The 14,075-nt window shown below is 50.2% G+C and carries 13 protein-coding genes; 1 reads left to right on the top strand and 12 read right to left on the bottom strand.

From position 1 onward, the window contains the following. The first annotated feature begins 192 nt into the window (after positions 1–192). Positions 193–1,785: a nif-specific transcriptional activator NifA gene (gene nifA / locus ACKU35_RS01570; RefSeq protein WP_319762482.1), complete on the top strand. Its 1,593-nt coding sequence runs from the start codon at positions 193–195 to the stop codon at positions 1,783–1,785. Between the two features lie 100 nt (positions 1,786–1,885). On the opposite strand, the gene ACKU35_RS01565 is transcribed toward nifA, so the two are convergent. From ACKU35_RS01565 to nifH, 12 genes are all read right to left on the bottom strand, one after another. After that, complete coding sequence (locus tag ACKU35_RS01565) at positions 1,886–2,746, bottom strand: hypothetical protein (RefSeq protein WP_319762480.1); 861 nt, start codon at positions 2,744–2,746, stop codon at positions 1,886–1,888. 192 nt (positions 2,747–2,938) lie between these two features. Further along, positions 2,939–4,210 carry a radical SAM protein gene (locus ACKU35_RS01560; protein ID WP_319762478.1) on the bottom strand — a complete coding sequence of 424 codons (1,272 nt, stop codon included), beginning with the start codon at positions 4,208–4,210 and terminating at the stop codon, positions 2,939–2,941. Between the two features lie 118 nt (positions 4,211–4,328). Beyond that, complete coding sequence (locus ACKU35_RS01555; protein WP_319762477.1) at positions 4,329–5,687, bottom strand: nitrogenase component 1; 1,359 nt, start codon at positions 5,685–5,687, stop codon at positions 4,329–4,331. Between the two features lie 2 nt (positions 5,688–5,689). Continuing rightward, complete coding sequence (gene nifE / locus ACKU35_RS01550) at positions 5,690–7,054, bottom strand: nitrogenase iron-molybdenum cofactor biosynthesis protein NifE (protein ID WP_319762475.1); 1,365 nt, start codon at positions 7,052–7,054, stop codon at positions 5,690–5,692. Between the two features lie 15 nt (positions 7,055–7,069). Next, a complete protein-coding gene (locus tag ACKU35_RS01545; protein WP_319762474.1) occupies positions 7,070–7,525 on the bottom strand; it encodes a GNAT family N-acetyltransferase in 456 nt (151 codons plus the stop codon). A gap of 65 nt (positions 7,526–7,590) precedes the next feature. Beyond that, the gene (locus ACKU35_RS01540) at positions 7,591–7,893 is read right to left on the bottom strand and encodes a (2Fe-2S) ferredoxin domain-containing protein (RefSeq protein WP_319762473.1); all 303 of its coding nucleotides are present in this window, start codon (positions 7,891–7,893) and stop codon (positions 7,591–7,593) included. Positions 7,894–7,971: 78 nt separating this feature from the next. Continuing rightward, positions 7,972–9,105 (bottom strand): NifB/NifX family molybdenum-iron cluster-binding protein, encoded by a 1,134-nt coding sequence (locus tag ACKU35_RS01535; protein WP_319762471.1) that lies wholly within the window; start codon positions 9,103–9,105, stop codon positions 7,972–7,974. 57 nt (positions 9,106–9,162) lie between these two features. Next, positions 9,163–10,536 (bottom strand): nitrogenase molybdenum-iron protein subunit beta, encoded by a 1,374-nt coding sequence (gene nifK / locus ACKU35_RS01530; protein WP_319762469.1) that lies wholly within the window; start codon positions 10,534–10,536, stop codon positions 9,163–9,165. A gap of 18 nt (positions 10,537–10,554) precedes the next feature. Beyond that, positions 10,555–12,189, bottom strand: coding sequence for a nitrogenase molybdenum-iron protein alpha chain (gene nifD, locus ACKU35_RS01525; RefSeq protein WP_319762467.1), 1,635 nt, complete (start codon positions 12,187–12,189; stop codon positions 10,555–10,557). A 21-nt stretch (positions 12,190–12,210) separates the two neighbouring features. Next, positions 12,211–12,585: a P-II family nitrogen regulator gene (locus ACKU35_RS01520; RefSeq protein ID WP_319762465.1), complete on the bottom strand. Its 375-nt coding sequence runs from the start codon at positions 12,583–12,585 to the stop codon at positions 12,211–12,213. Position 12,586: 1 nt separating this feature from the next. Then, on the bottom strand, positions 12,587–12,934 hold the full coding sequence (locus tag ACKU35_RS01515) for a P-II family nitrogen regulator (RefSeq protein ID WP_319762463.1): 348 nt from the start codon (positions 12,932–12,934) through the stop codon (positions 12,587–12,589). Between the two features lie 53 nt (positions 12,935–12,987). Next, complete coding sequence (gene nifH, locus ACKU35_RS01510) at positions 12,988–13,815, bottom strand: nitrogenase iron protein (protein ID WP_319762461.1); 828 nt, start codon at positions 13,813–13,815, stop codon at positions 12,988–12,990. Positions 13,816–14,075 lie beyond the last annotated feature (260 nt).

Raw genomic sequence — 14,075 nt, 5'->3', positions numbered from 1 at the left:
GAAAATGAGCTCTATATTTAAAGTATATCATGGCTATGAAAATCAGAGGAGACTTTTCCCATTAATGTTCATTGCAGTACGGTAATTTACATAAATGTGAATAACTTCAAAAATGTATTTTTTATAATTATCAGGAATAAAAGGAATTATGTAAAAAAAACAAAATGGCACTAGGATTGCTAAGCTTCAAATATGTATCCTTCACTGCATGGACTAAAGCTTTCCGCGTTGCTGGCGATTTGTCAGGCCATTGAGCAGGCGCTTGATCTGGAGTCCGCCCTTGACGGAGTTCTCAGTATTCTTTCCGAGAACTTGAGCATGAAGAGGGCGACAGTGACTCTCTATGATCCAGAGACAAGACAGCTTTCAATCAATGCCTCCTACGGTCTTTCCCTTGAGGAAAAACAGAGAGGGGTCTACCGCCTTGATGAAGGGGTTACCGGGCGTATTTTTCAGACCGGTGAGCCTTACTATGTTCCTGATATAACCAAAGAACCTCTTTTCCTTGATAAAACGGGCGCTCGCAAGATCGTGAGGGCTAAAACCGGTTTCATCGGTGTACCGATTATCCTGCATAGCGAACCTATCGGCGTGCTGAACGTGGACCGTATTTTCGGTGATGAGATAGCGGCGGAAGAAGACGTAGATTTTTTAAAGATTGTAGCTACTCTCATCGGTCAGTTTATAAGCCTTAATGAAAAAATCTTAGAGCGCGAGGCGGTTCTCAAGCGTGAAAATACCTCCCTCAAATATCAGATTTCTAAAAAAACCAAGGGCTTGTACATTGTAGGGCATAGTTCTGCCATGGTCGAGGTTCAGCGGCAGTTGGAAAAGGTTGCACCCACTAAGGCTACGGTTCTGCTGCTTGGTGAATCGGGCGTTGGTAAAACCCTCATGGCCAAGATAATCCATGAGCTTTCAGATCGCGCCAAGCATCCTTTTATTAAAGTAAACTGCGCTTCCATACCTGAAAATCTGCTTGAATCTGAACTTTTCGGCCATGAAAAGGGCTCATTTACCGGTGCTTCCGCTACCAGACCGGGGCGTTTTGAAGAGGCTGACGGCGGAACGATCTTTCTTGATGAGATCGGGGAGTTCCCCATGGGACTTCAGGCCAAACTCCTGCGGGTTTTGCAGGAAAAAGAACTGGAAAGAATCGGTTCAAACAAAACACGCAATATAGATGTGCGTATCCTTGCTGCCACTAACCGCGATCTCGGAGTGCTGGTGGAGCACAATGAATTTCGGCTGGACTTATATTATAGGTTGAACATTTTTCCAATTACCGTACCGCCCCTGCGTGACCGTAAAGAAGATATCACCGGGCTGCTCAATCATTTTATCCAGAAGATGGCCGAAGATTATGGTCGCAAGATGTTTTTTACCCCTGCGGCCCTTGATTCTCTCATGATATATGATTGGCCGGGTAATGTGCGTGAGATGCAGAACCTGCTGGAGCGGCTCGTTATCATGTCCGATTCAGAGTACATCACCCTTGAATTTTTGAAATCATACCTTGCTCCGGGCCAGCGCGGAGTCCCCGGAAGTTCCGGAGAAGACAGCGATCCTGCTTCCAATGACGCGCTTCCGCACTGTACTTCGCTCAAGGAAGTGGAGCGCAATGAAGTTGTCGCCGCTTTGGAAAGAAGTGGGTGGATTCAGTATAAGGCCGCAGAAACTTTGGGCCTTTCTGCCCGTCAGATGGGATACAGGGTCAAGCGTTACGGTCTTGAATCCATGATTGCCGAAGGTCGGGCGCGCCTGCGGCGTATGAAAAAGGGTTAAAAATTTCCTGACTGGCTATACCGCGATCATGGGGATTGCGGTTGAGAAAAAGAGAGCTTTCCACATCGGGTGGAAAGCTCTTTTCTTATGGTTGACCATTTTATTTGTGGCAGGCTTTGAAAGCTTTTCCTTTGTAGTTATATTCCCAGGAGTCGCGGAGCAGAATCTGTCTGGTTTTTGGAAATTCAACCTGAAGAATCACATCATGACGTCCTTCGGGATGAGTCCAGATGGCGCTGCCGCCGCCCCATTCAGCCGGGATTTCCATCACGATGCTTTCTTTTTTGTTGGGCCGCCAATGTTTTGAAATCTGTCCGTCAAATATTGCCCTTCCATCCGGCAGAATCACGACTGACGCTCCTGAAGGTGCGGTCCAAAGTCCCCAGACCCAGCAACTGCCGATATTTTTGAAGCTTCCGCTGGTACCTTTGTTTTTCGGAGAATCGTAAGGGGTATCTTCTTCAGTTGAAACTTCTGGAAAATTCCATGTGTTCAGTGAATGCCTGACCAGTCCTTCTGTTTCGTGGTCTGCTGCCGGATAGCTGCTCAGGAAAACGTAATTAATTCCGTTGTGGCGGCTTGCTGCCAGCAATGATTCAATTCCCCTGCCGCTCTTATTCCCTTCGTATTCACGAAAGAGAGCCGGAACACCTGATACATGGCCTTTGGTTTCGGCTACTTTTTTTTGCAGCGGGAAGCCCTGACTCTTCATATTAGCAGTCCAGTTGTTCAACAGCTTGCCCAATTGAATTTTTTTTCCGTGAATTACGTAGAGCTCAATGCTGGACTCAAGGTCGGGAGAGAGACACTGTTTTACGAGATTACCGCCACGGGCGCTCTGGTTGTCATTCCATCCCGGCGGGCAGTTAACTCCTTTTGATACATCGTCAGCCCTAGCTGATGTCATTGCAAAAAGGGTTACTAGAAAGAACAGAAGTACTGTTTTGCTGGTGGTTTTCATTTTGAGCTCCGGTCTTTTCCTTTAAATGTAATCGTTTTTGCTGAAGATTGCTAGAGAGCGTAACTGTAAATGATGCCAATAAGAACCTCTTTCAAAAGGCGAAACCCCCGGCAAGAGCAACTTCGCAGGGGGCTTCACAGTGTTGCTGAATTTATCTTTTGGATAAAAACAGCACGGAGCAATTTATTATGATCATCCGCATTTGGTTCCGGTTCCGGTGCAGCAGGCGTCAGCGATGCTTCCCCGTCTACCTTTGTGGATATCCATATTCCCGCCGCTGTAAATCGTTGCCAGCGCGTCTTCAATGAATCCACCGACTATATGCGGTACAATACCGTTTTCAGCCAGTTTTTCCTGCGGAGTTTCCCCGATGGCAGCTGCGAGAACCGCGCGACAGTCACTGAGTGTGGCAGCGAGATCTGCCCAGCGCTGCGGACCGCATCCTGCTTTGGGGGCGGGCCTTTTTTCTACCATTTTAAATCCGCCTTCACCGTCTTCCGCCCAGATGTAAAATTCCTTTGATTCACCGAGATGCTGATTGACCAGCATGCCTTCTCGGGAAGAAACCGCAACGTAAGGACGAGGGCCTTTAACATCAATAGGGTTCAGCTCGGAGCACGCTTTAAGAGTTCCGCACAGGGCTACGGACTTATCTTCACCCAGCAGGCCGACTGCATCTGCCCGGCAACGACGGCAATGGGTCATCTGTTCGATAACTTTTCCCGCTTCTTTGCGCAGGGGATTTATCATTTCGTGACCCGGTTCGGGCAGGTCTGCGAATTTGGTGTTTTCAGTCGGCTTGAGCGGAATCATGTTCTGAATATCCGCGCCGAGTTCAGCAGCCACGCGGGCCACTTCCGGAATATGATGGTCGTTCACTCCGGGGATGACAATAGAGTTGACCTTTACGGTAATACCGCGTTCCTTCAATCCTTTGATGGCTGCAAGCTGGCGTTCAAGCAAAACTTTTGCGCCTTTTTCGCCGCGATATACAACATTGCCGTCTTTAACCCATGAATAAATCTTGGCACCGATGGCTGGATCGACCGCGCTGATTGTGATGGTTACATGGGAAACTTCCAGTTCCTTGAGCTCGTCAAGATAAGGAAGGATGCCCATGCCGTTGGAAGAGAGGCAGAAAATCAGGTGCGGATGCTTTTTATTGAGCAGACGCATGGTTTCCAAGGTCTCTTCCGCGTTGGCGAAAGGATCACCGGGGCCGGCTATACCTGCTACCGTGATGCGCGGCTCTTTTTCCAGCACGGCGTCCATGTATTCGGCAGCCTGAAAAGGCTTCAGCACACCGCTGGTCACACCGGGGCGGGATTCGTTAACGCAGTCGTATTTACGGTTGCAGTAGTTACACTGAATGTTGCACTTGGGGGCTACCGGGAGATGTACACGTCCACAGGAGCCTGCGGTTTCTTTGTTAAAACAGGGATGTTTGGTGGTATCTTTTGTCATGGTATATCTCCTTTTTGCCTTCGGCGGTCTCGCGGGGCACCCTGCGGGGGGCCTTAAACGTTTTAATAGGGCTTCGCCGAGAATGTGATTAACGTGGTATCTTTAATTAATTCCTTGATTACATGTAGCCGTAGCCGACAGGGTTATCTGCCTGTTTCTTTCCGAGCATAGCGTTGACAACCTGATCGAAAAGATACTGTGTTCCCCTGTATCCCAGAGTCGGGATGCGCTGTCCGCCGAAGCGGTCATGCACCGGGAAACCTACCCGGATAAGGGGGATGTTCCATGCTTTCGCATAGCGGTAACCCTTGGAATGACCGATGAGCATATCTGGTTTCAGTTCCTCAGCCCGTTCGGCAATGTCAAAAAAGTCAACGCCTTCATGGATTTCAGGCATGGTACGCCCAACGCCTTCGGTAACGGCTTTAACTGCTTCGCCCATGCCCTTTTTCTTAGCGCCGCTTCCGGCAAGGATTACGTCCACGCCGATCTCGGCAAGGAAAGCGCAAAGTCCGACGACGAGGTCTTCTTCTCCGTATACAACCGCCCTTTTACCGAAGATGTATTTGTGGCCGTCCACGTAGGCATCGACCAGCCTGCCTCTTTCGCGTTCATAACGGGTAGGGAGAGGGTTGCCGGAAATGCTTTCTAGAGTTTCAAAAAATTTGTCAGTCTCGCGCAGCCCCATAGGCAGACCTATGCGGTGGTTGGCTACATCGAACCTTTCTTCAAGGCTGGTTCCGCCGCTTTTTGCGGGCAGGCAGCGGCCTAACTCAATAGTTGCGGCGGCTCCGGACATCTTTTTGATGTCTTCAACCGGGGTCCCGCCCACGGGGATTTTCATGTAATTTTCAAAAGCCGGGCCATCGAGGGTTTCGGAAATGTCAGGCAGGATGGTCGCTTTCAAATCGAAATCTTCACAGATATCAAAGAGGTGTCGAACATCCTCGCATGAAACCATGTTGGGCAGGATGTTCACGTGTCCGTCATTCTCCGCCTTTTCAGTGCAGAGCTGTTCGACCATGGAACGTACGGCGCCGTGCCAGCCGTCCATGTGGGTTCCATTGTAACTGGGGGTTGAAACCTGTACGATATTAGGCAGATCAAGATCACCGAATTCATCAAAGAATTCTTTGAGATACATGGGAACATCATCACCGATTGTTTCGGTCAGGCAGGTGGTTGCCACTCCGATTACTTTCGGTTCATATTTCTTCATTACATTGAGGATACCCTTTTTGAGGTTGGGGCCGCCGCCGTATACAGCGTGCTTTTCACCAAGTGCAGAGGAAGCGATATCCACAGGTTCACGGAAATGGCTGATAATATAACGGCGCATGTATGTGGCGCAGCCCTGCGAGCCATGCAGGAAAGGAATTGAACTTTCTACTCCGCGGAAGGCGAGTGACGCGCCGAGAGGGGTGCAGAGTTTACATGCGTTAGTCGTTGATGTGTAATTTTTACTCTTGGTTGTCATGGCTATACTCCTTCCTTCTTGGCTCTACGGGGGACAAAATTCCAGACCGGGCTCATTGCTGAGGAGTGGATTTCTCGTGCGAAGTTGAGCATTCCTTCAAAGCCTTCAAGGGCTTCTTTGCGCTCGTGATTGTGGTCGCAGAATCCTACTCCCATTTTGAATGCGATGGGGCGTTCCTTTACTCCGCCGACAAAGATGTCGACGTCTTTCTCTTTGATGAAAGCGGAAAGCTCCAGCGGATTTGCATCATCCACGAGAATCGTTCCGGGATCAGAGATACGTTCCAGTTCAGCGTAATCTTCCTTGGTTCCGGTCTGGGAACCGACCATGACAACCTTCATACCTAGGTGCCGGAAAGCCTTGAGCAGGGAGAAAGCCTTGAATGATCCACCTACGTACATGGCGACCTTCTTGCCTTCGAGGTCCTTGCGCATGCGGGCAAGCTCGGGCATGAGTTTTGAGAGTTCATCCCGTACGAGATCTTCCGTGCGTTTGACAATGTCCGGGTCGACATCCTTGAAGAAATCAGCAACCTGATAGAGGGAGTCGGCCATATCTTCGATGCCGAGGTAGGAGACGCGCATATAAGGCTTGCCGTATTTCTCCTTCATCATTTTTGCCAAATCCAATGTCGCACCCGAACACTGTACAAGATTAAGGGCCGCACCGTGGCTGCGCCCGATATCTTTCACACGCCCGTCGCCGGTTATGTTGGCAACGACTTCCACCCCCATCTTTCTGAAATATTCACGTATAATCCAGATTTCCCCGGCAAGGTTGAAGTCGCCGAGAATGTTCACCGAAAGAGGTGAAACATCTGAAACATCTTCAGTCCCGACCAGCTTGAACATGGCTTTACATGCTGCGAGATAACCTTCGCGTTTGCTGCCTTTGAAACCTTCGGACTGAACCGGAAGAACGGGAATGCCTTTCTTCTCGGACATTTTTCTACAGACCGCTTCAAGATCATCACCGATGATGCCTACTATGCAGGTGGAATATACAAAGGCTGCTTTAGGGCTGTGGCGGTCAATGAGTTCATCGAGGGCCGCTTCCAGTTTTTTCTCACCGCCGAAGATAACGTCAGTCTCCTGCAGGTCGGTGGAGAAAGAGAGGCGATGCAGTTCCGGTCCGCTGGAAAGCGCGCCGCGAATATCCCATGTGTAGACCGCACAGCCGATTGGCCCGTGCACCAGGTGCAGGGCATCGGCTATGGGGTAAAGGACGACCCTTGAACCGCAGAAAACACAGGCTCTCTGGCTGACAGCTCCGGCGAGTGATTCCCGGTTGCAGGCAATGTCCAGTGCTCCCTCGCCCGTGCGGTGGATCTGCCCCTTACGTTCGTCTAAAATTGTGTATTCATTCATTGCTTTGCTCCGTTGCTATGCGTTCGTTTTACGAAGGCAGATCATGCTGGTCTTGTTCCAGCCGATTTTATTGTAAAATTTAAGGGCCGGGGTGTTTTCGCAGTCTGCAAGTAATTGCAGCCGTGTTGCTCTATTTTCTACTGCGAATCCGAGGATGGCTTCCATGAGCATGGAACCTATTCCCTCCCCTTGTCTGTCGGAACGGACAACCACGTCTTCTACGAGGATTGACGGGCCTCCTTCCGCTGTTGAGATTACTATCTGACCGGTGCACATACCGACCACTTCATCATGTTCTTCCGCAACAAGAATGCGTGCACGGGGGTTGCCTAGCAGCATTCTGAGTCCTTTCATCTGTCTGCTTCCATCCGCTGAAAAGTCTTTCTCAATTGAGAAGAGCGAGTTCAGCAGATCGGTCATTGGAACCAGATCAGCAGAGTTGGCGTTTCGGATGTGAACAGTGGTCGGCATATGCTCCCTCTATGGTTTTTCAAAATTCAGATGCGGGAATTTCGAAATATGAGTGTCTCGGTTAATTATTCAAGCAGGTAGTCTGCGCAGGGTTCGCCGTCTTCCAGGCCGTCGAGGATTTCATCAATTTTTTCTTCAGAATCCACACCCTTGAACCACCAGTTTTCGGGCTGTACAACGAGGATAGGGCCGTTATCACACTGTTTTAAACAGCTGGTGGCCACCACAAGAGCGTCTATGCCTCGGTCGATGATCTCTTCTTCAATGTATTGCAGATAGCCGTCGGTCTGCTTGTGGCAGATGCCTTTGGGTTCACCCGCAGCGCGGAAACTCTGACAACAAACAATCATTCTTTCGGGGGTAGCCATATTCTCTCTCCTTTTGCCTTTGGTCGCTTTAAGCCTTTTATAAAAAAGCCTTGCCGCATGTAGAGGCACAGTTGGTTTCTATTTCTTGCACTTGCCTTTTTTGCCGCCGCCGTAGAGAACATCGACCGTGCCCTCAACGTTTTCTTCAGAAACGATGGTTCTGATGCCATTGGCGGCCAGAATTTTTTTAGGGTTTTCCCCGGCTGCGGCGCAAAGCAGCACGAAACAATCATCGAGGATTCCGGCCAGTTTTTCCCAGCGGGATTCCCCTCCGCCGGGTTCCGGGGCCTGCCGTGTTTCCAGCAGACAGGCAAGGCCGTCTTCGCGGGGACCGTAGATCAAAATTTTATGGGCGTGGCCCAGATGCAGGTCGATATCCATGCCGCTGGAGCTTGCCACCGCCACGTTCGGGCGGTTCTTGCTAGGTTTTGGCAGGGTACTTGATATCGGTGATTCCAGTGCGATGGATGCCCCGCATTTGAGCCACGGCTCCATGAGTTCAATATGCTTTGCAGCCAGTTCACGGGCGGAGGCCACATCTTCGTTGTCGACGACTGAAAGGTCGCTGTCCTTTTCAGGAATGAAGAAAGGAAGTCCCATGATATCCGCCCCCAGATTTTTCACCGTAAGCGCGATGTTTTCTATCTGAGCAACGTTTTCAGGATAAATGGTTGTGTTGACCTTGACGGTGATACCTGCCTTCTTGAAGGCTTTTATGGATGCCGCCTGTTCTTTAACGAGCATTTCGCAGGCTTCAGGCAGGGGAATGTTTTTGGTTGACGGGCGAATCCACGCATAGATCTTTTCGGCGTTTGTAGAATCCACCGCATCCACCAAAACAGTGATGTGGGAAATTTTTAATTCGGCCAGCTTTTCGGCATACTTTGAACCGCCGATGCCCAGGGTGGTCAGGCATAAAACAATGCTTGGGTATGCGTCGCGGACCATTTTCAGGGTCCGGTAGGTGGTCTCGAAATCCGCCAGCGGATCACCGGGACCGGTGATACCGACTACTTTGATTTTTTCGCCGGAATTGATCTTTTCTTCCAACATTGCAAAGGCCTCTTCGGGCATCATGGCTGCGGGGAGTTTTGTCTCAGTGGCGAAGCGGGTGCGGGCAAAAAATTTCGGAGCGACCTGAAGGTGAATCCGGCCTGCAGATGCGCGGGCAGAGGGGCCGAAACAGGGATGTGAAGTGGTGGAAGTGGTCATTGGGTGCTCCGTATTTCCCCTGCGGCAAAGGGAATGCCGCAGGGGATGAGGTAGAGATTAAAGTACGAGTTCAAATGTTTCTTCGGGGGAGTCGCGATCTTTGCGATCCAGCAACAGTCCGAGGATTTTTTCGAGCAGACGGAGACCGCCTTTGTATCCCACGGTGGGGAAGTACTGGTGTCCCTGACGGTCAGTGATGGGGAAGCCCCAACGCAGGAACGGGATGTCTTCATCACGGGCGATATACTTGCCGTAGGAGTTACCCATGAGCAGGTCGACAGGCTCGTTTTTGATCCACTGATGCAGAAGGAACATGTCGCCTTTAGCTTTGACCTTAACTTCGTAAGGCATGTCGGCAGTGAGTTCTTTGATGCGTTTTTCGAACTTCTTGCCGGGAGTACCGGTAACGACGTAGACCGGGCACATATCGATGGAGCGGAGGAATTCCACCATGGAGATGAGCTGGTCAGGATCACCGTAAATGGCGACCTTTTTGCCGTAGAAGTACTGGTGCATGTCAGAGATCATGTCTACCAGCTGTCCGCGTTCGTAAGAGATGCTGTCAGGGATTGAAGCACCTGCTACGGTACGCAGCACATCAATGAAACGGTCGGTTGCTTTCAGGCCGAAGGGCATATCCAATACGGTACAGGGTACTTTGTGTTTGGAATCAAGCCAGCGTGCGCCGTCTGCGGAACACCATTCACCGAGGGCGATGGTACCGGTAGCCTGTCCGGCTTCCTTGAGTTCCTTGATGGTTACGCCGCCGTCGGGGAACATCTTGTATTCGCCGCTCAGGGGGCCGTTAAGTACGCCGGAGGTATCCGGAAACATGGTGATGTCCACGCCGATCATGGAGCAAAGACGTTTAATCTCTTCCATGTCGCTGGGTTCTACCCAACCGGGAATAATATTGACTTTGCCGTTCTTTTCAGAAGTAGGCTCAGCGAGCTGGGCCATGGCCTTAACCATGTTGGAGAAACCGGTGACGTGTGAACCCACATAACTGGGGGTCGGTGCGCCGAAAACGGTCTTACCTTCCGGTATCTTGCCTTCCTTGGTTGCCTTGGTGATGATCTGTTTCAAGTCGTCACCGATAGTTTCGGAAAGGCAGGTTGTGTGAACGGCTATCACTTCCGGCTCATAAACCGAGAAGATATTGTTGATGGCCTGAATGAGGTTGGCCTGACCGCCGAAAACGGATGCGCCTTCAGTAAAGGAACTGGTCGCGGCGGATACAGGTTCTTTATAATGTCTGGTCAGCATGGACCTGTGGTAGGCGCAGCAGCCCTGTGAACCATGTGAATGGGGCAGGCAGCCCTTGATGCCCAGTGCGGCATACATTGCACCGATAGGCTGACAAGTTTTAGCCGGGTTGATGACCAGTGTCTTACGATCCGATATTTCTGTGGGTGTGTGTCTGAGTAACATTTCGTATCTCCTTCTCTGCTATTCCCAGACAAACGTTGCTGTCAGTTCCGGGTTTTCCTGCCAGGGGGCCTTCATGTAGCTCCAGACCTTGCTGCCCACGAGGCGGTCGATTTCTTTGTAGAAGTTGATCGCACCTTTGAAACCGGCGTATGGTCCGCCAGAGTCATAGCTGTGCAGCTGTTTCATGGGTACGCCCAGCTTCTGGATGGAGAATTTTTCCTTGATACCTGCGCAGAAAAGGTCAGGCTTGAGGATTTCCACCAGTTTTTCAGCTTCGTACTGGTTCAGGTCGTCAATAATGATGGTGCCTTTGTCCATGTCGGGGTTCAGGCCGTCATAATGTTTGAACTCGTATCCTGCGTCTTCAAGAGCTTTAATTTCAGCTTCGGTCTTACGCGGTTTGTAAAGTTCTGGATCTGCTTCAACTTCGATTTCTTCGATGTTTCTGGAGTCCGCATCAACTTTGATGTCCGGGATAACGCTACGTCCTTCGTAGTCATCGCGGTGACCGAATTCGTAACCGGCTGAAAGGGTTTTCATGCCCATTTCGTTGAACAGTTCCTGATAATGGTGAGCGCGTGATCCACCGACGAAGAGCATCGCAGTCTTGCCTTCGGTGCGTGAACGCACGTCTTTGGCAACGCTTTCAACTTCAGGCATTTCCTCGGCGATAACTGCTTCGACTTTGTCGATAAGTTTTTTGTCGCCGAAGTATTTCGCTATCTTGCGCAGGGACTTGGCGGTTGCTTCCGCGCCGATAAAGTTAACTTTGATCCAGGGAATACCGTATTTGGTTTCCAGCATGTCAGCCACGTAGTTGATGGAGCGGTGACACATTACACAGCTCAGGTCTGCATGCTGTGCTGAAGCGAACTGGTCGTAAGTTGAGTTACCGGAGAAGGTTGCGATGTTTGTGATGCCGCATTTTTTAAGCACACGGTCAATCTCGAAACCGTCACCACCGATGTTGTACTCACCGAGAAGGTTGATCTTATATTCTTCGGTGCGGGGCTCTTTGTTTTCGCCAACAAGGTGGGTGAAAACCTGGTTATTCGCAATATGGTGACCGGCGGACTGGGATACACCCTTGTAGCCTTCACAGGAGAAGCCAAATACGTTGCAGTCGCCGAGTTTTTCTTTCATCTTTCTTGCTACGGCATGAACATCATCACCGATCAGACCTACCGGGCAGGTGGAGAAGATACAGATACCTTTGGGATGAAAAATATCGTATGCTTCCTGAATTGCTGCTTCGAGTTTCTTTTCACCGCCGAAGATGATGTCCTGATCCTGCATGTCTGTGGAGAAGCAGTAGGGCATATAGTTATCACCATCCGGGCCGGCAGAAGTCTGGTTACGGCGGGTCAGCCAGGAGTAGAATCCGCAGCCGATGGGGCCGTGGGTGATGTTCACGATGTCGCGGGTGGGGCCCATGATAACGCCCTTACAACCTGCGTAGGTACAGCCGCGCATGGTGATGATACCGGGAATGGTTCTTACGTTGGCGACTATTTCCGGCGGAGCTTCGCTTTCAGTCGCTTCATTGATCATTATCTGTTTGGCGCGCTTACGGGCTACTTTGGGCGGATACTTCTTAAGAAGTTCTTCCTTGATGTCCGCCGGGTCCCACTGCACCACTTTAGTCTTACTCATGATTTCTCTCTCCTTGAGTGGTTAGGCGATGGATTTTGCGCCTGTTTCGCCAGTTCTGACCCTTACTGCGTCGCCTATGGGGCAGACGAAGATCTTGCCGTCGCCGGGTTTACCGGATTTGTTGACTTCGATAATCTTTTCAACAATTGCATCCACTGATTCTTCAGGAACAACTGCGGTGAGGATTCGTTTGGGATAGAGTTTACCTTTTTCGCCAAGGACAGCGGCAGCTTCTTCATATCCGGATTCAATTCCTTCAATAACTGCCGGGTTTATAAAGCCTTTCCCGCGTCCCTGAGCTTCATGTGCGAAGAAAGCGTCTATGCCTGCTTCGGTGAGAGCTGTTTTGGTGCGGTTCATCATGTCCATCCGCACAACTGCGATGACTTCCTTCATGCTAAGCCTCCTCTGCCGGGGCCGCTTCATTGATGCCGGAGCTGATGGTGTAGACATCTTCTACGTCGGTTACGAATATCTTACCGTCACCGAAAGCGCCTTTTGCGCCGGAACGGGCTGCATCCATGATGGTGTTGATTACAAAGTCTTTATCTTCAGCCTTGACCACGCTCATGAGCATGGTTTTGGGGATTTCGTCGTAGGTTACTTCGCCGATTTTGATGCCGCGCTGTTTACCGCGACCTGCTACAGAATATTTAGTTACAGCGGGGTAGCCGTTATCCATAAGTGCGGCCAGTACATCATCCGCTTTTTCCGGTCTTACGATTGCTCTCACCATGATCATCATTTTAGTTCTCTCCTTACTCTGCTGTGTGGGGATGGGTTAGGTTGCTGCCAGGACTAGACTTCCATCAGGCCGAAATCGAGGAGCAGCTGTTCGAGTTCTTCAATTTCAAGGGGTTTGGGGACAACGAACATTTCGTTTTCATCGATAGCTTTTGCGAGTCCCATGTATGCTGAAGCCTGCGGAACAGTGTCGTCCCATTCGATAACGGTTTTACGGTTGATTTCTGCGCGCTGTACGTCGTTGTCGCGGGGTACGAAGTAGATCATCTGGGTGCCGATTTTTTTGGCCAGCTCTTCGATCATTTCTTTTTCGTTATCAACGTTACGGGAGTTACAGATCAGGCCGCCGAGACGAACTCCGCCGGATTCTGCGTATTTCATGATACCTTTGCAGATGTTGTTGGCTGCGTACATTGCCATCATTTCGCCGGAACAGACGATGTAAATTTCTTCAGCTTTACCGTCACGGATAGGCATTGCGAAGCCACCGCATACAACGTCACCGAGTACGTCGTAGAAAGCGTAGTCCAGTCCTTCGGACTCTTCGTATGCGCCGAGGTTTTCAAGCATGTTGATAGAAGTGATGATACCGCGGCCTGCACAACCGACACCCGGTTCAGGACCACCGGACTCAACGCACCATGAATCGCCGAAACCTGGTTTACGGATATCCTCGAGTTCAACGTCTTCGCCTTCTTCACGAAGAGTATCGAGAACTGATTTCTGAGCCAGTCCACCAAGAAGAAGGCGGGTGGAGTCAGCTTTGGGGTCACACCCAACAACCATTACCTTACGGCCCATTGTTGCCAGTCCGGCTACAGTATTCTGTGTTGTTGTGGACTTACCGATTCCGCCTTTTCCGTAGATTGCTACTTTTCTCATTTTTTCCTCCATGTGGTTTGGATTGTTTTTCGTGTTGGTAATTCTCCTAAGGCAAACCACGTGCCAAAACACGAATACGCTCATAACTATCTAAAATTATTTATTTAAAATGAAGGAGGTGCAGATTTGGCCTACCTACAAAAAATGTAGATTGATACGAAATTAATGTACAAAAGTGTAATAAAATACATTTTTGAAGGTTGTGTGTGGGGAGAGTGGATTATGAGTAAGCTATATATATTAAGGTAAATAGAAGGATG

The organism is Maridesulfovibrio sp., assembly GCF_963676065.1.
Classification (GTDB): domain Bacteria; phylum Desulfobacterota; class Desulfovibrionia; order Desulfovibrionales; family Desulfovibrionaceae; genus Maridesulfovibrio.
This window is presented reverse-complemented; position numbering and strand designations above follow the sequence as displayed.

Coding starts and splice junctions, on each gene's coding strand:
- nifA (WP_319762482.1), top strand. CDS start 193: ATGTATCCTTCACTGCATGGACTAAAGCTTTCCGCGTTGCTGGCGATT.
- ACKU35_RS01565 (WP_319762480.1), bottom strand. CDS start 2,746: ATGAAAACCACCAGCAAAACAGTACTTCTGTTCTTTCTAGTAACCCTT.
- ACKU35_RS01560 (WP_319762478.1), bottom strand. CDS start 4,210: ATGACAAAAGATACCACCAAACATCCCTGTTTTAACAAAGAAACCGCA.
- ACKU35_RS01555 (WP_319762477.1), bottom strand. CDS start 5,687: ATGACAACCAAGAGTAAAAATTACACATCAACGACTAACGCATGTAAA.
- nifE (WP_319762475.1), bottom strand. CDS start 7,054: ATGAATGAATACACAATTTTAGACGAACGTAAGGGGCAGATCCACCGC.
- ACKU35_RS01545 (WP_319762474.1), bottom strand. CDS start 7,525: ATGCCGACCACTGTTCACATCCGAAACGCCAACTCTGCTGATCTGGTT.
- ACKU35_RS01540 (WP_319762473.1), bottom strand. CDS start 7,893: ATGGCTACCCCCGAAAGAATGATTGTTTGTTGTCAGAGTTTCCGCGCT.
- ACKU35_RS01535 (WP_319762471.1), bottom strand. CDS start 9,105: ATGACCACTTCCACCACTTCACATCCCTGTTTCGGCCCCTCTGCCCGC.
- nifK (WP_319762469.1), bottom strand. CDS start 10,536: ATGTTACTCAGACACACACCCACAGAAATATCGGATCGTAAGACACTG.
- nifD (WP_319762467.1), bottom strand. CDS start 12,189: ATGAGTAAGACTAAAGTGGTGCAGTGGGACCCGGCGGACATCAAGGAA.
- ACKU35_RS01520 (WP_319762465.1), bottom strand. CDS start 12,585: ATGAAGGAAGTCATCGCAGTTGTGCGGATGGACATGATGAACCGCACC.
- ACKU35_RS01515 (WP_319762463.1), bottom strand. CDS start 12,934: ATGATGATCATGGTGAGAGCAATCGTAAGACCGGAAAAAGCGGATGAT.
- nifH (WP_319762461.1), bottom strand. CDS start 13,815: ATGAGAAAAGTAGCAATCTACGGAAAAGGCGGAATCGGTAAGTCCACA.